This is a genomic window from Prosthecobacter vanneervenii (assembly GCF_014203095.1).
Classification (GTDB): Bacteria; Verrucomicrobiota; Verrucomicrobiia; order Verrucomicrobiales; family Verrucomicrobiaceae; genus Prosthecobacter; species Prosthecobacter vanneervenii.
This window is the reverse complement of record NZ_JACHIG010000006.1, coordinates 127,859-145,182: the sequence shown is the minus strand read 5'-3', so window position 1 is coordinate 145,182 and position 17,324 is coordinate 127,859. Positions and strand designations below refer to the sequence as shown.

15 protein-coding genes are annotated in these 17,324 nt (G+C 61.1%); 8 read left to right on the top strand and 7 right to left on the bottom strand.

Going from position 1 to position 17,324, the window contains the following annotated elements; genetic code table 11:
- The 6 genes from HNQ65_RS14995 to HNQ65_RS14970 form a co-directional block, all read right to left on the bottom strand.
- The gene (locus tag HNQ65_RS14995; protein WP_184340388.1) at positions 1 to 2,031 is read right to left on the bottom strand and encodes a BatA domain-containing protein; all 2,031 of its coding nucleotides are present in this window, start codon (positions 2,029 to 2,031) and stop codon (positions 1 to 3) included.
- Positions 2,032 to 2,128: 97 nt separating this feature from the next.
- Positions 2,129 to 3,046, bottom strand: a complete 918-nt coding sequence (locus HNQ65_RS14990; protein WP_221306175.1) for a DUF58 domain-containing protein — start codon at positions 3,044 to 3,046, stop codon at positions 2,129 to 2,131.
- Between the two features lie 67 nt (positions 3,047 to 3,113).
- Positions 3,114 to 3,491: a four helix bundle protein gene (locus HNQ65_RS14985; RefSeq protein ID WP_246438287.1), complete on the bottom strand. Its 378-nt coding sequence runs from the start codon at positions 3,489 to 3,491 to the stop codon at positions 3,114 to 3,116.
- A 55-nt stretch (positions 3,492 to 3,546) separates the two neighbouring features.
- Entirely contained in the window at positions 3,547 to 4,563 is a 1,017-nt protein-coding gene (locus HNQ65_RS14980; RefSeq protein ID WP_184340387.1) for an AAA family ATPase, read from the bottom strand.
- A 141-nt stretch (positions 4,564 to 4,704) separates the two neighbouring features.
- A complete protein-coding gene (locus tag HNQ65_RS14975) occupies positions 4,705 to 5,082 on the bottom strand; it encodes a hypothetical protein (RefSeq protein ID WP_184340386.1) in 378 nt (125 codons plus the stop codon).
- An 18-nt stretch (positions 5,083 to 5,100) separates the two neighbouring features.
- Positions 5,101 to 5,565 (bottom strand): dimethylsulfonioproprionate lyase family protein, encoded by a 465-nt coding sequence (locus HNQ65_RS14970; protein WP_184340385.1) that lies wholly within the window; start codon positions 5,563 to 5,565, stop codon positions 5,101 to 5,103.
- A gap of 178 nt (positions 5,566 to 5,743) precedes the next feature.
- Between HNQ65_RS14970 and HNQ65_RS14965 the strand changes: the two genes are divergently transcribed.
- A complete protein-coding gene (locus HNQ65_RS14965) occupies positions 5,744 to 6,559 on the top strand; it encodes an alpha/beta hydrolase family esterase (RefSeq protein WP_184340384.1) in 816 nt (271 codons plus the stop codon).
- 55 nt (positions 6,560 to 6,614) lie between these two features.
- Here the strand turns inward: HNQ65_RS14965 and HNQ65_RS14960 are convergent, their stop codons facing one another.
- Complete coding sequence (locus tag HNQ65_RS14960) at positions 6,615 to 7,022, bottom strand: hypothetical protein (RefSeq protein ID WP_184340383.1); 408 nt, start codon at positions 7,020 to 7,022, stop codon at positions 6,615 to 6,617.
- Positions 7,023 to 7,125: 103 nt separating this feature from the next.
- Here HNQ65_RS14960 and HNQ65_RS14955 point away from each other — a divergent pair, with 103 nt between their 5' ends.
- The 7 genes from HNQ65_RS14955 to HNQ65_RS14925 all read left to right on the top strand — a co-directional run bounded on the left by HNQ65_RS14955 (position 7,126) and on the right by HNQ65_RS14925 (position 17,101).
- Positions 7,126 to 8,403 (top strand): PQQ-binding-like beta-propeller repeat protein, encoded by a 1,278-nt coding sequence (locus HNQ65_RS14955; RefSeq protein ID WP_184340382.1) that lies wholly within the window; start codon positions 7,126 to 7,128, stop codon positions 8,401 to 8,403.
- Between the two features lie 522 nt (positions 8,404 to 8,925).
- On the top strand, positions 8,926 to 10,653 hold the full coding sequence (gene ilvB / locus HNQ65_RS14950) for a biosynthetic-type acetolactate synthase large subunit (protein WP_184340381.1): 1,728 nt from the start codon (positions 8,926 to 8,928) through the stop codon (positions 10,651 to 10,653).
- Positions 10,654 to 10,696: 43 nt separating this feature from the next.
- The gene (locus tag HNQ65_RS14945) at positions 10,697 to 11,500 is read left to right on the top strand and encodes a DNA-methyltransferase (protein WP_184340380.1); all 804 of its coding nucleotides are present in this window, start codon (positions 10,697 to 10,699) and stop codon (positions 11,498 to 11,500) included.
- Positions 11,501 to 11,505: 5 nt separating this feature from the next.
- Positions 11,506 to 12,051, top strand: coding sequence for an acetolactate synthase small subunit (gene ilvN, locus HNQ65_RS14940; RefSeq protein ID WP_184340379.1), 546 nt, complete (start codon positions 11,506 to 11,508; stop codon positions 12,049 to 12,051).
- Positions 12,052 to 12,784: 733 nt separating this feature from the next.
- Positions 12,785 to 14,089: a glycosyltransferase family 4 protein gene (locus tag HNQ65_RS14935; protein WP_184340378.1), complete on the top strand. Its 1,305-nt coding sequence runs from the start codon at positions 12,785 to 12,787 to the stop codon at positions 14,087 to 14,089.
- Positions 14,090 to 14,123: 34 nt separating this feature from the next.
- Complete coding sequence (locus tag HNQ65_RS14930; RefSeq protein ID WP_184340377.1) at positions 14,124 to 14,537, top strand: Minf_1886 family protein; 414 nt, start codon at positions 14,124 to 14,126, stop codon at positions 14,535 to 14,537.
- Positions 14,534 to 17,101: a M16 family metallopeptidase gene (locus tag HNQ65_RS14925; RefSeq protein ID WP_184340376.1), complete on the top strand. Its 2,568-nt coding sequence runs from the start codon at positions 14,534 to 14,536 to the stop codon at positions 17,099 to 17,101. Before HNQ65_RS14930 ends, HNQ65_RS14925 begins: the two co-directional genes overlap by 4 nt.
- Positions 17,102 to 17,324 lie beyond the last annotated feature (223 nt).

The following is a 17,324-nucleotide window of genomic DNA, read 5'->3' as shown; positions in this document are numbered from 1 at the left end:
TTACGCGGTTTGTAGGACAGTCTGTCGGGCGCGCCCCGCCACCCAGGTTTCCAGCACAAGAACGGCCAGCAGCACCAGAAGAATATACCACCACGACTGCTGCCTCTGTTCGGTATCCGTCGCGGTGAGTCGTTGCTCCGCACTCTCTCCAGCCCCCGCCTTCTCGTCACCGCTCGCCAGCTTGACTCCATACTCCGCCAGCTTTTGCGGCGGCATCGGCAGCACCCGCCCCTCGTCCGGTGGTAGATTGACCGCCAGCGTGCGCGTATGCGTCCCGCCCTCCACCTGATGCAGCCCCACCTGCCCCGCTGTAAAAGACTCTCCCGCCTTGAGGCGCTGCACCTTCCCATCCGGCTCCGTGATCGTATGCACAGCCCCGCTGTCCAGCGGCAGCACATCTCCCACCACCAGCGCACCCGCCGGATCATGGCTGAATCCCGCCGCTGCCAGCCACCCATACAGCAGTGGCACAAACTTCGTGCTGAGCGCCAGCTGGCTGTCCCCCGGATGCCATCCCGAGGCCAGCACAATGAGCGTTCCCCGGCCAATCTTTCCGCTGAGGATCGCAGGCTTCCCGTTGTCAAAACTCGCCAGCGTTTCCAGCTTGCCTCCTGCATCCTTGACTTCAATCTCGCGCTGCTTCCAGAAGCGCAGCTTCGTAAAGTCCCGCAGCTTTGGATCCGCAAACGGCCTGAGCAGCGGATGCTCCGTCTTGACCTCCGCCAGCATCCGGTAGTCGCCCTCCCCGCCACCGTCTTTGACCGTGATTCCAGGAATGCCCGTGAGAGTTTGTAGCAGTGCTGCATCGGCGGCGGAGGTGACGACCTCTACCAGAAACCCGCCCCCCGTCACAAAGTCGCGCAGCCCCGCATGCATCGCAGCAGGCTGCGTCAGTCCAGACACCACCAGCAGATCCGGCTTCTGCTTCGGCAGCGCCGGGCTCGCCGTCAGCGCCGGAGCCAGCGTCGCAGTGGGCTGCAGCGCACGCGCCAGATAGTACAGCGGAGCCGCCGCCTCATCCCGCGTGCTCTCCTCGCCAAGAAAATGAATGCGCACCGCTCGCGGCTGCGGCGGTGCGATGAAAAGCCGGTTGTCAAAATCATGCCTGTCACCCGTGAGCACCAGCGTCGTCGCCTTCGTCTCATTCGGCGGAGCCACCATAATGCGCGAGGCCCCCGGCGGCATCTGCGATGAAATCCCGCCCGCCACCGGAGCCCCCTGCCACGCCAGCGTAAAATCCCGCAGTGCCGAATCCCGAGTGTTGCTCACCCTCACACGCACCAGCGCATCCGCACTGCTCTCATCATCCCGCGCCGCCTGGGCGATCGAGAAATCATCATTCGTGCTCGGCTCCAGCCGGTGCACTTCCACACTCAGTTCCGCAGGCCACGCAATCGTCCGCAGCGCATCCAGTCGCGATCCTTCCTGCAAATCCGAGATGAGATGAATCCGCTTCTTCAGTCCTGCCGTGCTCGCATCAAACGACGGCACCGCCGCGATCAGCGCGCGATCCATCTGCGTGGCACTCCAGCCCGGCGACATCTCAGCCAGCCTGCTTTGCAGCGCCGCACTGCGGTTCCCAGGCGTGTTGCGATCCTCCTCAAAAGTCCACACCGGCACCAGCTTCCGGTCAAACACCGCCAGCGCCACATGGTCCGTAATCTTCGCCTCCTTAAAAAGCCTCTCCGCCTCCGCCACCCCACGCTTCCACAGATCCTCTCTCCGCATCGACGCACTGCGGTCCAGCAGGATCAGCATCGCCCGGTCCGCAGATTTCGCCGCAGAGCTCTCCCCCTGCAAAAACGGCCGCGCAAACATCAGCGCCAGCAGAATCAGCGCCAGGCACCGCAGTGCCAGCAACAACCAGTTCTCCAGCCTCCTCTTGCTCACCGGCACCGGCGTGCTCGCATCCAAAAACATCAGCGTGCTAAACTCCACCCTGTCCTGCGGCGGCTTGCGTCTCAGGTGCAGCAAAATCGGCGCAATGATCGCCGCCGCACCCGCAAGGTATATGGGAAACAACCAGCTCATAATATGCTCTGAATCCTCCTCTTCCTCCTACTCATACTCCTCCTCCCTGTGGCCTGCAGCCCACAGTTCAGCACAAAGCCAGCAAAGAAGGCATCACTCATACCGCGCCCCTCCCCACCTTCTTCTTCCTCTGCCTAGCACTCAGAAAATCAAACAGCACCTCCTCCAGCGCCACATCCGTCGGGCAAAAGTGATACTCCACATTGTGCCGCTCCGTCGCCGCCTGGATCGCATCTCGGTGCGCCCCCAGCCGCTTCAAATAATTCTCCCTCACCAGCAGCGGATCGATGAACCTCTCCGCCCCCGTCTCCGCATCCCGGAAATACGCCGACTTCTCAAACGTAAAATCAATCTCTGCCCGGTCCATCAGGTGAAACAGCACCAAATCGTGACCCATCGCGCTCAGCAGCGCCAGCTGCTTCTCCAAATGCTCCACCGGTGCCAGCAGATCCGTGATCAGGCAGATCATCCCCCGCTTCCTCAGCAGTTCCGCCAGCTGTCCCACCGACACCGCCAGCGACGTCCCCGCCGCCTTCGCCGGCCTATCCAGCTCCGTGATGATTCGCCGCAGATGCCCCGGCCTGTTTCGCGCCGGCAGATGCTCCTCAATCCCGTCCGCAAACGTCGTCAGCCCCGCCGCATCCCCCTGCTTCATCAAAAAAGACGCCAGCGTCGCAGCCAGCGTCGCCGCATAATCCGCCTTCGTATAGCCCGCCGATCCAAACCCCATCGACTTGCTGTGATCAATCACCATCTGGCACCGCAGGTTCGTCTCATCCTCAAACTTTTTGATGTACGTCCGGTCACTCCGCGCCAGCACCTTCCAGTCAATATACCGCGGATCATCCCCCTGCACGTAAGCCCGATACTCCGAAAACTCCACCGAGAACCCATGATAAGGACTCCGGTGCATCCCCTTCCAAAGCCCCTCCACCACCACCTTCGCCCTCAACTCAAGCGACTTGATCCGCATCAGCGCGGCAGGATCGAGGAAGGTGGTGGTCTGAGCAGGCATCGGGTTGGAAAATGACTAATGAGTAAATCCGAATGACGAAATAATGACGAAACGCTGGCAAGCCTCGTCACTTGGGAGGAGGCGCTTTCCGCAGAATAGCCGAGAAGATGAGATGCAGTTCCTTGGCCTCCTGCCAGATCGGCTTGGCCGCTTCACGCATCTCAGGTTCTGCACGAACAATCATGCGGCACCAATGCTTGGTTTCCCGCGACTCCTTTTTGCAGGTGGCGATCTTGTTTCGGAAGTCTTTGTTCGAGATGGCATCATCCGCTTCTCCATAATTGGCACCGACACTGGTTCCCGACCGAACGATCTGAGAGATCAGAGGTTTCGTCACCTCATTCCGAGGCACCGCCTTCGCAAAGTCTATGACTCGTTCGCCGAACATCGCTGTGCGCTCCTCCAAATCGAAATTTTTGTCATTCCCAGCGCTCATCTTCGTCATTCGGCATTCAGATTTATTTAGTCATTCGGATTTACTCATTCGTCATTTTTACCCCCTAGGCCTTCACATGCTCCAGCAGCCTCTGTATCACCTTCTCCACCGTCACCCCCTCCGCCTCCGCTTTATAATTCACCAAAATACGATGCCTCAGCACCGGCAGCGCCATCGCCCGCACATCCTCCACCGTCACATGCGTCCGATTATGCAGCAGCACCCGCGTCTTCGCCCCCAGCACTAGGTTCTGGCTCGCGCGCGTCCCTGCGCCCCAGCTCACCCACTGGTTCACAAAATCCGGCACGCCCTCTCTTCCTGGCCGTGACGCCGCCGAAAGCCGCACCGCATACCGCGCCACATCTTCCGCGATCGGCACCTTCCGCACCGTCTGCTGAAACGCCAGCATCTCCTCACCGCTGAACAGCCGCTGCACCGGCTCTCCCTTCCCCGCCGTCGTCTTCGTCACCACCGCCACCTCATCATCTTCACTCAGGTAGTCGATCACGATGTTCAGCATGAAGCGGTCCAGCTGCGCCTCCGGCAGCGGATACGTCCCCTCCTGCTCGATCGGGTTCTGCGTTGCCAGCACAAAGAACGGCTCCGGCAGGTGCATCGTCTTCCCGTTCACCGTCACCTGATGCTCCTGCATCGCCTCCAGCAGCGCCGCCTGCGTCTTCGGCGGCGTGCGGTTGATCTCATCCGCCAGGATCATGTTCGCAAACACCGGCCCCTGGCTAAACACCAGCTTCCGCCCCTCCGGACTGTCCTCCAAAATCTCCGTCCCCGTGATGTCCGAAGGCATCAAATCCGGCGTGAACTGAATCCGCTGAAAGCTCAAATGACAAACATCCGCCACCGTCTTGATCAGCAGCGTCTTCGCCAGCCCCGGCGCTCCAGTGATCAAACAATGCCCCCCGCTCAGCAGCGCGATCAGCATCTCATCAATCACATGCTGCTGCCCCACGATCACCTTCCCCACCTCCGCAAAAATCCGCTGCCGCGCCGTGGAGAGCAGCTCGACGATCTGGCGTTCAGTGAGGGGTGCAGACGACGGCGATAGATCGGGAGGAGCGCTCATGAGATAAAGGTTTCTATCAAACAGCGCCCGCGATGCCAAGTTTTCATCCACCCCGCAGGAACTGCAATTGATCCCTCGCGCACGCGCCAGCGAGCGCAGCGAGCCCTCCGTAGCACGAAGTGCGAAGGACGGGCAGCCCCCTCACTTCGACCACGCCGGCTCCGGCTCCCATTCCTTCTTCCCAGCACCCACGCCCACCAGCTCCTCTTCCTCCACCTCCTCCGTCTCCTCCAGCAGCGGCGCAAACCTCTCCGACCTAAACCCCAGCTCCTGCTTCACGCTCGAGTGCGGATCATCCGGATTGTTCAGCTCCTTCAGCAGCAGCAGAATGTCAAACTCCGCCCCCGCCAGCTTGATCTCCGCATCATCATTCACCACAAATTGCGGATTCGACCTCCCCGCACGGATCGCCCGCACCGTGTAGATCTCATCCTTCTTGGGCAGTGACTTGTACAGGTCATACACCCAGGGATCGAACTGGTCATTGATGCAGACAACTTGCTGGCCGGTCTTGAACATGAAGCGAAAATAAAAAGGTTACGGTTGTACAAAATAGATGCCGTGCTCGCCGGCAATCTCCACAAGTCGTCCCATATCAGGCCCGCCCTCTTTCGCAAACTCCACCGCACACCGGTCAAAGAAAGTCTCAAAGCCCGACGGCACAGTCGTGATCAGCATCTTCAGCGGCGTACTCCCCGCATTGCGAAAGGCATGCACCGTCCCCTTCGGCATAAAGACCGCCGTGCCCGGCGCCACCGCCGTCCACTGCCCGTCTTGGAAAAACTCCACGCTCCCCTCGATCACATAAAAGTTCTCATCCTCCCTTGTGTGATAGTGCGGCGGCGGTCCGCCACCCGGATGCGTCGTCTCGATCCACTGCGTAAACCTCCCGCCCGACTGCTCACCCGTGATCACAAACTCCACCTGATCTCCAAACACCGCCATCCCCCGCCCCTCTCCGGGTTGGGTGATCACAGGAACCGCATCTTTTTCAAAGCTCATAGTCTTCCGATCCTAGCTCAGCACACCCAACAGGCAAGACACCAGGCCAAAACAGAAGCCGAAAAAACCGTCCTTCCACCACTCCGTCTCATTGTCCCCCTGTCTGATTGTCTCCCCCTCTCTCCTGCAACTTTGGCCCACTCACGAAGTTCAAGCACCAATCATCGCCCGCTTCATCATGCACCGCCGCCACCTCTTCTGCCTGCTCATCCTCCTGCTCACCATCGCCACCGGCCACGCGCAGCTCCAGCTCCCGCCAGGAATCACCAAGCTCGACATCACCGTAGGCGGCCTCTCCCGCACAGGCTTCATCTACGCCCCCACCACCGCCAGAGAGCTGCCCGCACCCGTCGTCTTCGTCTGGCACGGCCACGGCGGCACCGCCCTCAGCGCAGGCCGCAGCTTTGCCATGTTCAAGCACATGCCCGAGGCCATCTCTGTCTATCTCCAGGGCCTCAACACCCCCGGCCAGCTCACCGACCCCGAGGGCAAAAAATCCGGCTGGCAGCACGGTGCAGGCGCTCAGGACGACCGCGACCTCAAGCTCTTCGATGCCGTCCTCGCCCACCTCAAAGAACACTACAAGGTCGATGCCAAACGCATCTTCTCCACCGGCCACTCCAATGGCGGCGGCTTCACATACCTTCTTTGGCAGACACGCCCCGATGTCCTCTGCGCCGTCGCTCCCTCCGCCGCATCCTCCATCCGTCTCCGCGACACCCCCTTCAAGCCAAAGCCCTGCATGCACCTCGCCGGCACCGCCGATCCCCTCGTCAAATACGAGTGGCAGCAGCAGGCCATCGCCAAGGTCAAAGAAATCAACCAATGCGAACCCGAAGGCAAACCCTGGGCCCCCAACTGCACACTCTACCCCTCCAAGGTCAGCGCCCCGCTCATCACCTTCATCCTCCCCGGCGGCACCCACAAATTCCCCGAAGAAGCCCCCGCCCTCATCGCCAGATTCTTCAAAGAACAATCCGCCGCTGTGAAGTAAAAGTACGATAGGCACTCCTGCCTGTCGATCAGCGCCCCGCAAACACCCGCGCCCCTCACTTCCGCCAGCGCTGCGCAGCTTCCTTCACCATCAGCTCACGTACTTGCCAGTCAGACTCCAGCAGACACAGCACGGCATCAGCCCGCACTAGAGGCTTTTCCTCAGCCGAGGCATTTTCCCAGAGATCTCTGAAAAGCCGCACCTCCGCATACTTGCCGGGCAGTGCTCCAATATGGGCAGCGATCCAAAAAGGACCGCCTACGACGCCGTCGAAATAATCAGGCGGGAGATTCAAGACATCGCGCACCCAGCGAGACAGGGCATCTTCTTTCACCTGCCAGGCCTGCAATGGCACACCTCCCCAGCTCCACCGGGTTCTTGTCGCGTGGCTGTAGTGGTCTTTCTGCACCGCATAGCCCAGCGGCAGCAGCACAGCTGCCGCCAGGGCCAGTAGAAATTTCAAGATCGCTTTCACACGCATGCGGTACGTTCCCACTCTTTTCTTCGCCAGCCAATGTCTATGTCAGCTGAAAACGCCCGCTCTCTCGCGGCGTACCTTACGCCTAATGCGTTCTGCCCTCACCTCTTTCCTGCTTTCCACCTCGTTCCTCACCCTCGCCTCCGCAGCGCCCACACCTGCGGCTGGCACCACCGACTGGCCTGAGTTTCGCGGAGCAGGAGCCCAGGGCCACTCCGCTGCCACCGGTCTCCCTCTCACTTGGAGCCCCACCTCCCACATGGTGTGGAAGGCCCCCGTCGCAGGCATCGGCTGGTCATCCCCAGTGGTCGTAGGCACCCGCATCTTCCTCACTTCCGCCGTCTCCCTCTCCGGCAAGGAAGAAGCCACCGCAGACCGCTCGTTGCATGCCCTGGCCTTGGACGCCGCTACAGGAAAACCAGCCTGGGACGTCGAGCTCTTCCAGGCCAAATCCCCCCGCGCCCATCGCAAAAACAGCCACGCCAGCCCCACCCCCGTCTTTGAAGATGGAAAGCTCTACGTCCACTTCGGCCACCTCGGCACCGCCTGCCTCGATGCCGCCACTGGCAAGACGCTCTGGTCCACCCAGGAGTTTGCATACTCCCCCGTGCACGGCAATGGCAGCAGCCCCGTGCTTTTTGATGACCTCCTCATCTTCTCCGCCGATGCCGAGACCGAGCCCAAGGTCATCGCCCTCGACAAAACCACCGGCAAGCTCCGCTGGGCCTTCGCCCGTCAGTCCGACGCCAAAAAGAAGTTCTCCTTCTGCACCCCGCTCATCATCGACGTCGCCGGCCAGAAGCAGCTCATCACCCCCGGCAGCGGCGTGGTCAATGCGCTCGATCCCAAAACCGGCACCGAGATCTGGCACTTCAATTACGACCAGGGCTACTCCGTCGTCCCACGCCCCATCTATGCCCATGGCATGATCTATCTCTCCAGCGGCTACGACAAACCCGTGCTCTACGCCATCAAGGTGGACGCCTCTTCTAAAGGCGACGTCACCTCCACCCACCTCGGCTGGACCATCGACAAAGCCGCCCCGCACAATCCCAGCATGGTCGTCGTGGGAGACGAGCTCTACTTCGTGGCCGACAACGGCATCCTCACCTGTGCCGACGCCAAGACCGGCACCGTCCACTACTCCGAGCGCTGCACCGGCCCCATCTCCGCCTCCATCCTCGCCGCCGATGGCAAGCTCTACCTCCAGGACGAAAAAGGCCTCGGTGTCGTCGTCAAGCCCGGCAAGACCTACCAGGTGCTCGCTCAAAATGACCTCGCAGAGCGCTCCCTCGCCTCCTACGCCATCATCGGCTCAGACCTGCTCATCCGCACAGAGGGGAATCTCTACCGCGTGGCCAAGTGATTCGAGGTCACTGAGTCATCGTTTCCCCCTCGAAGACAACTCGCGTATTGTAATCGACGCGGGCACCGCCGCCTGCAGGCTTGGTACAGCCTGTCCCGCACTCCCATGCCTCTGCTGAAATTCTTTCTTCACCTTCTCAGGCTTGATCACGAGCTGGCGGAAAGCTCTGTCACGGGCGAGTCCCCTCTCGCCCGTGAGGGGCGCCTCTTTTGGCGGAATTGCGGAGCGGTGCTGGTGGTCCTCATCATTCTCAAAAGCATCGGCTCCAGCTTGGGGTAGTGGTAGTCGGTGGCGGAGCCCGGAGCACTCAGGCGGGGACTTGCCATGAACCCATCGCCCAAAGTTCAATTTTGAAGCACAACCCCTGCTCCATCAGGATTTTTAACCCTGAATTGATCAATTTTCATCACTCCACCAACTCCAAAAAGGCAAATTCACCCCGAAATCACGAATTTTTGATTGTGATTTTCCAAATCAACCCCACTTTCACCCTCGAAACATCAATTTTTACCCAACCCCATCATGAGCCAGCAAAAAATGGACGGCGCACAGGCGCTGATTAAAACCCTCGCCGATCTCGGCATCGAGTATGTCTTCGGTTACTCCGGCGGTGCCGCCATCCCGATCTTCGACGCCCTCCAGACCGTGAAGACGGACATGAAGTTCATCCTCGTCCGCCACGAGCAGGGTGCCGTTCACATGGCTGACGGCTATGCCCGCGCCACGGGCAAGCCCGCCGTCGTTCTCGTCACCTCCGGCCCTGGCGCTGGCAATACCATCACTGGCCTCATGACCGCGCAGATGGACAGCGTTCCCATGATCGTCCTCTGCGGCCAGACCGTCAGCTGGATGCTCGGCAAGGACGCCTTCCAGGAGGCCGACATCTTCAACATCACTTCCCCGGTCGTTAAGCACAACTACCTGGTCAAGAATTCCAACGCCCTGCCCCGCATCGCCCGCGAGGCCTACCACATCGCCACCACCGGCCGCCCCGGCCCGGTCCTCATCGATATCCCCAAGGACATCTCCCAGGGCCCCTTCACCGGCACCTTTGACGAGCCGATGGACCTCCCCGGCTATCATCCCGAAGAAAACTTCAAGATCGATCAGGCCGGCATTAAAGAAGTCGCCCGCCTGCTGGCCAATGCCAAGCGCCCCGTCATCCTCGCGGGTCAGGGGGCCATGATCGCCCGTGCCGACAAGGAGCTGCTCACACTCGCAGAAACCCTCGGCTGCCCCGTCACCACCACCCTCCTTGGCAAGGGCGTCTTCCCCGAGACTCACCCCCTCTCCCTCGGCATGCTGGGCATGCACGGCACCGCCTATGCCAATAAGGCCATGATCGAGGCCGACCTCATCTTCAATGTCGGCTCCCGCTTTGACGACCGCATCATCGGCAAGGCCGCCATGTTTGGCCGCAATGCCAAGCTCATCCACATAGACATCGATGCCGCTGAGTTCAACAAGATGATCAAGGTGGACGTCGCCATCAAGGGCGATGCCAAGGCCGCCCTCAGCGACCTCCTCCCCCACGTCGAAAAACTCCCCACCGAAGACTGGCTCGCCCACCTCGACGGCTACAAGAAGAAGTACCCCCTCACTTATAAGAAGCAGGGCGGCCTTCGCATGCAGCAGGTCATCGACGAGCTCTACAACCTCACCAAGGGCAAGGCCATCGTCTCCACCGACGTCGGCCAGCACCAGATGTGGGCCGCTCAGTTCTACAAGAACGACGAAAGCTACCACTGGCTCAGCTCCGGCGGTGCCGGCACCATGGGCTTCGGCTTCCCCGCCGCCATCGGCGCGCAGCTCGCCTGCCCGGACAAGACGGTCGTCTCCATCTCCGGAGACGGCGGCTTCCAGATGACCCTGTTTGAGCTGGCCACCGCCGCCATCCACAAGCTCCCCATCAAGATCCTCGTCCTGAACAATAGCTACCTCGGCATGGTCCGTCAGTGGCAGGAGCTCTTCTTCGAAAACCGCGAAAGCGGCGTCGATCTCATCGGCAACCCCGACTTCGTCAAACTCGGCGAAGCCTACGGCATCAAAGGCTGGCACATCCGCCGCCCCGCCGATGTGGAGCGCATCCTCCAGCAGGCCCTCGACTACAACGACGGCCCCTGCATCATCGAAGCCGAGTGCATCAAGACCGAAAACGTCTTCCCCATGATCCCCGCCGGTGCCGCCCTCGAAGACATGCTCATCGAGGCTCCCAAGCAGAAGATGGAGAAGCCCACCGGTTCTACGTAATAAAGAGAGCGCGGACACTCTTGTCCGCCTCTTGATCGGTTCGATGAAAACCAACCGCATACTCAAAGGCGATGCCCTCAAGGAGCTGCAAAAACTCCCCTCAGGCGTCGCTCAAACCATCATCGCCGATCCTCCTTATTTTAACGTTCTCGAAGATGAAGCCTGGGACACTCAATGGAAGACAGCCGCCGACTACCTCGCCTGGTGCGATGCCTGGGTGGCCGAGTCCATGCGCATCCTGCGCGATGACGGCCTCGCCTTCATCTTCGGCCAGCTAGGCAAGCGCGAGCACACCTTCCTCCACCTCATGTCACGTCTCAGTCAGCAGCACCAGTTTCACGATCTCATCATCTGGGATCGCGCGGTGGGCTATGACGAGCGGCGGGACAGCTTCACCCCGCAGTACGAGATGATCCTGGTGCTGCGCAAAGGCGATGACGTGAAGTTCAACAAAGACACCGTCCGCATCCCCTACGACGCCGCCACCATCGAGGCCTACATGCGGGACAATCGTTACAAGGACAAGACCGCCCGCCGTGCCCATCTGGAGAAAGGCAAGTACGCCACCAACATCATCCGCGTGCCCAGCCTGAAGGGAAACTCCAAGGAGAAGTGCGGCCACCCCTCGCAAAAGCCGATCAACCTCATCGACAAGCTCATCGCCTGCTCCACAGACGTGGGCGACCTCGTCCTCGATCCCTTCCTCGGCTCCGGCACCACCGCCGCCTCCGCCCAGCGCTTGCAGCGCCTGTGGCTCGGCATCGAGCGCGACTCCAACTACATCAAGATCGCCAAGAAGCGCCTCGCCCCACCTTCCAAATCATCAATCAAAAATCGTAAATCATAAATTCTATGAGCGACCGCATCCCCGCCACCACCGACAAGAAGCCTGCGCCGCAGGCCGACATCATCAACATCCACACGCTGAGCGTCATGGTGAACAACCAGCCTGGCGTCCTCGGCCGCATCTGCGCCGTCTTCAGCCGCCGTGGCTTCAATATCGAATCCCTCGTCGTCTCCCAGACCCGCGACCCACGCTTCAGCCGCATGACCATTGGCATCAGTGGCCATCCCGAAGGCCTCACCCAGATCATCCTGCAGGTGAACAAGCTCATCGACGTCATCCACTGCATCGAGCACACAGACCGCGATGCCGTGGCCAAGGAAATGGTGCTCATCAAGGTCGCCGCCAGCGCCGCTGAGCGCACCGAAATCCTGCAGATCATCGAGCACTACAATGGCAAAACCGTTGACCTCCAGGAAGACAGCCTCATCGCCCTCATCAGCGGCAATACCGACAAGCTCGACGCCGCCCTGCGCCTGCTCAACAAGTTCGAAATCGTCGAAACCGTGCGCACCGGCAAGGTCGTCATGGCCCGCGGCCTGACTGAGACCTAAACACACGTCATCACACGAATGAACGAAGCCAGAACTCCGCAAGGGGCTCTGGCTTTTTCATGCCTTGGACGCGGAGCGCGAAACTTCAAAAATCAAAAATCGATGGCTCGACAATCATCAATCCTCCGGCCTTGGAGCACGGTGCGTATGAATGATTGAAGATCCATCCTTCGCAGTTCCTGCTACGGAAGACAGGTGGACGAATATTCGATTGCTGATTTTCGCAGTGGCGGCCCAGCCCGGTCGTAGGACGGGTGTGGCGACAGCCCGCCCGTCTGCGAGCATGTGGCAGACACACCGGCGTGCTAGACCTGTTCTCGAAAAGAATGTCCGATTGAACCGGCGAGCGCAGCGGCCCCAGTGGCAAGGCAGGAGCGCCGACTGCTATTTGAAAATAACAGGCAAGCGACTAACGCAGCCAATGGGGCCGCTCCGCCGCCCGGGCAATGTGACAGGCTTTTCGAGAACAGGTATAACACCACAATAATCGGGCGGCTTGGCAAAGCATGCGGTGGAACATCGAAAACCAACGACACCCAACGCACCTAGCTTACGTCAGACAACTCTGAAAATCTCCTCCCAGCCCGTCAAAAATCCCTTTTCCTAACGCTCTTCCAAGACGAAATCGGGAGGACGAACCGGGACCCGCCAGCGTATCCCTTCCTACCAGGGGCGCTCCTGTGTGCGGCTCACGGTTGTCCCTGTCATTCCTCGTACTGGTTTCGTCATTTTCATGCGCATCCTCCACCTCACACCCGGCACCGGCAATTTCCACTGCGGCTCCTGCCTGCGCGACCATGCGCTGATCAAGGCGCTGCGCGTGCGTGGGCACGATGCACTCATGGCGCCGCTGTACCTGCCGCTGGTGACGGACCGTGAATTTGGCGCGCAGGAGCTGCCCGTGCAGATCGGCGGCATCTCGCTCTTTTTGCAGCAGAAGTTCACCTGGTTTCACAAGCTGCCAAGGTTCGTCCACAATTGGATCAACAAACCGGACCGCCTGCGCCTGGCCTCAAAGCGTATGGGAATGACCAGCCCCCGGGTGCTGGGGGAAATGACCCTCGGCGCACTGCTGGGTTCCGAAGGCCGCCAGTGGGGCGAATGGCACAAGCTCCTCGAATGGATTCGCGGTCACGGCAGGTTTGACGTCGTCTCTTTGTCCAACAGCCTGCTCACCGGCCTCGCTCCGGCCATTGAAAAAGAGCTGGGTATTCCGGTGGTATGCTCTCTGCAGGGAGAGGACAGCTTTCTGGACACCCTGCCGGAGCCCTATCGCGCGCAGTGCTGGCAGGCCATGCAGCGGAATGCACGCAGCATACGCGCTTTCGTCGCCCCCAGCCAGTTCTACGCCGGCCTCATGCGCCAGCGCCTGGATGCCGCCGAAGGACAGATCAAGGTCATGCCCAATGGCATCGACACCACCGCCTTCACCACCTCCTCCCCGGACCCGAACTGGCCCACCATCGGCTACTTTGCACGCATGATCCACGGCAAGGGCCTCACCACCTTGGTGGATGCCTTCATCGACCTCGCAAAACGCGGCTCCGTGCCGCGCGTCAAGCTCCGCATCGGCGGCGCCAAGACTCCCATCGATGAAAAATACGTGGCGGAGCTCCAGCGCAAGATCAAGGCCGCCGGACTGGAGAAGCGCGTGGAGTGGCTGCCGAATGTCAGCTTCAAAGACAAGGTCCATTTCTTCCACGACCTTACCGTCTTCACCGTCCCTGCCACTTATGGGGAGGCCTTCGGACTCTACGTCATTGAGGCCGTCTCCAGCGGGGTCCCCGTGGTGCAGCCGGACCATGGCGCCTTCCCTGAGCTCATCGCCTCCACGGAAGGCGGGGTGCTCTGCAAGCCCGACGACGCCAAGGCGCTGGCCGATGCCCTGGAAACCCTGCTCAACGACGGCGAACTGCGCGACAAGCTCTCCCGCAACGGCGTGGCGCGCGTACGCCAGGAATTCAGCGCCACCCGCATGGCCGAGCGCTTTGAGGCCGTGCTGCAGGAGGCCGTGGCCTCCCCCCAAGCCGTGAATTGACCCTGCTCTTCTCCCCTCCATTGTCCGCCCGCTCATGACTCCCATCAGCTTCGGCGAGGCCGTCCGGCGCTCGATTCAAAATGACCCACGTTACCACCCGGCAGCCTACGAGCTGGTGCGGGATGCCCTTCACGTGGCCGCCAAGAAATTCCGCGATGAAAATGCCGAGGACCAGCATGTGAGCGGCCAGGAGCTTCTGGCAGGCTTCCGTGAGCACGTGCTCTCCGAGTACGGCCCCATGTCCAACATCATTCTCGACCAGTGGGGCCTCCAGCGCGGAGAAGACGTCGGCAACATTGTCTATAACCTGATCGAGTGCGGCTACTTCGGCAAAAACGACGGCGACAGCATCGAAGACTTCGCCGGTGGCTACGACTTCGCCACAGCCTTCACCAATCCTTTCCTTCCCTCCTCGCAGCGTGAGCCGCGCGAGAAAAAATCCTCATGAAAAAAGTTCTGTCCCGTTCCGCGCCGTCCAAAGCAGGCGCGCCTTCCGTCCCCGCCCTGGATGCCGCCGTCACCACCCTGCCCAATGGCCTGGAAGTCATCGTGCGGGAGGATCACGCACACCCGCTGGTCAGCGTGCAGGTATGGATCAAGGCAGGCAGCATTCATGAGGAACAGCACACGGGCGCAGGCATCGCCCACTGCGTGGAGCACATGCTCTTCAAAGGCACCGCCAGACGCGACGCAGCGCAGATCTCCCAGGGCATCCAGGCTCTGGGCGGTTACGTCAACGCCTACACCTCCTTCAACCGCACCGTGTACTGGATCGATGGTCTGGCCGAGCATGCCGAGGGCTACCTCGACATCCTCGCAGACATGATCCGGCATTCGAAATTCGACGCCGACGAACTCACTCGCGAAAAAGAGGTCATCCGCCGCGAGATGGCCATGGACAATGACGATCCCGGCAGCGCCGTGCAGCACCTCATGCAGGCCACCGCCTTCCGCCAGCACCCGCTTCGCCACCCCATCATCGGCCACCGCGAGGTGTTTGACCAGATCTCCCGCGCGGATGTTTACGGCTTTGTGCAGCGGCACTACGTGCCCAACAACGCCTTCATCGTCATCGCCGGAGATGTGGACACCGCCGCCGTGCTGGAGAGCGTCCGCAGCCTCTTTGGCGACTGGCAGCGCCGCGCCTTCGACCCCGTGCTGCTCCCAGCCGAGCCACGCCAGCAGGGCGGCCGCACAGCTTCCAAAAACTTCGCCACCGAGCTCACCCGCATCGCCCTGGGCTGGCAGATTCCCGGAGACAGCCATGAGGACAAGCCCGCATTGGACGTGCTCGCCTTCCTGCTGGGCTCCGGCCGCAGCTCACGCCTCTACCAGGAGCTGCGGGAAAAGCGCAGCCTCGCTCACTACATCTGGGCCGGCGCTTGGTGCGCACCTGAAGTGGGCCTCTTCAATGTCGAGGCCGAATGCAATCCCGACGACGCCGAAAAGCTCCGCAAAGGCATGCTGGAAGTCATCGAGGTGATGAAGAAAACCGGCCCCGGTCGCGCCGAATTGGAGAAAGCCGTGCGCGCCACGCTCAGCAGCCAGATGCGCACCCTCAGCACCGTGAAAGGCCAGGCCGGCAGCCTCGGCCATGGCTGGCTGCTCACCGGCTCCCTCGATTACCAGCGCCAGTTTCTGCACGCCATCTCCGCGCTGACGCCAGACGTCATTCGAGATGCCGCCCGCCGCTACCTCGTGCCCGAGGCCATGTGCACCGTGACCGTGGGAGAAGACGTGGAGACCAGCTCCAAAGCCACGGCCAGCTCAGACTCCGCACGCCCCGACATCCACCGCTTCAAGCTCAAGAACGGACTCACCCTCATTGTGGGGGAAAACCCGCGCCTGCCGCTCGTCAGCGTCCGCACCAATTTCCTCGCCGGCGTGCTCGCAGAGACAGACCTCTCCGCTGGCGTGACGCAGGTGTCCGCACAGATGCTTCTGAAGGGCACCAAAAAACGCGCCGCCGCAGAGATCGCTGCAGAGCTGGAAAACCGCGGCGGCAGCCTCATCTGCACCGCCGATGCCCACCGCTACACAATCGGCGCCGATGTGATGCGTGGAGATGAAGCCGACGCTCTTGACCTCGTGGCCGACCTTATTCTCAACCCCGCCCTTCCCCAGGCCCAGCTGGCTGAAGTGAAGAAGCGCCAGATCGCCAGCATCCTCGAAGAAAAGGAGGACCCGCTCACCGTCGCCATGCGCAAGGCACGCCGCGAGATCTTTGCCGGCCAGCCTTTCCACCGCACCGCACTCGGCACCGAAGAAACCGTCTCCTCACTCAAGCTGGCCGACTGCCGCGCCATGCTTCAGGCCAGCTTTGCCACCGGCAACGGCGTCATCTCCGTCTTTGGCGATGTGAAAGCCGCCGAGATGAAAAAACAGGTCGAAAAAGCCCTGGCCAAACTCCCACGCGGCAGCCGCCAGATCGCCCTCGGACGCGAGTACCACGCCAGCGCCAAGCCCGCCGCCTGGACCGAGCACATGGACAAGGAGCAGGCCGTGCTCGTCGTCGGCTTCCGCACCGTCGGCCTCGAAGACCGCGATGTACACGCCCTCAATCTCATTGATGAAGCCTGCAGCGACATGGGCAGCCGCCTCTTCAACCGCATCCGCGAGGAGCTCGGCCTCGCCTACTACGTGGGCGCGCAAAACTTCGCTGCCATGGGCGCTGGTGCCTTCTACTTCTACGTCGGCACCGACCCCAAAAAAGTGAAGCTCGCAGAGAAGGAGCTCATGGCGCAGATCAACGACCTCGCCGCCAATGGCCTCCACACCGACGAGATCGACCGCGCCCGCGTGACGTGGCGCTCCTCCTGGCTGCGCGCCCAGCAGGGCAATGGCAGCATGGCAGACGTCTGCGCCTGGAACGAGATCAACGGCCTCGGCTGGGATCACTTCCAAAAGCTCCCCGGCATCATGGCTGACATCAGCTCCAAGGAAATCCAGCGCGTCGCGGCCAAGTACTTCGGCGAAAAGAAAGCCTTCATAGTGCGCGTGCTGCCAAAGTGAGACTTGGCTAAAGCGGCAGCTCAAAAAAGTTGCCGCCTTTTTCATTTTTTCAAACTTCCCCGCCAAACTTGGCCCGGCGGTTGCTCTATCCATCACTCAGTTGGGGCGCAAGCTTCACAAATATTTCTCGGGTTCGCCTGAGAAAACACACAACGAGCTGGGGAGTCGCTTCATGGTTGGGACTCCTTGGTCACCTAAAAGGCCCGGAAGGATTTTGGTTGGG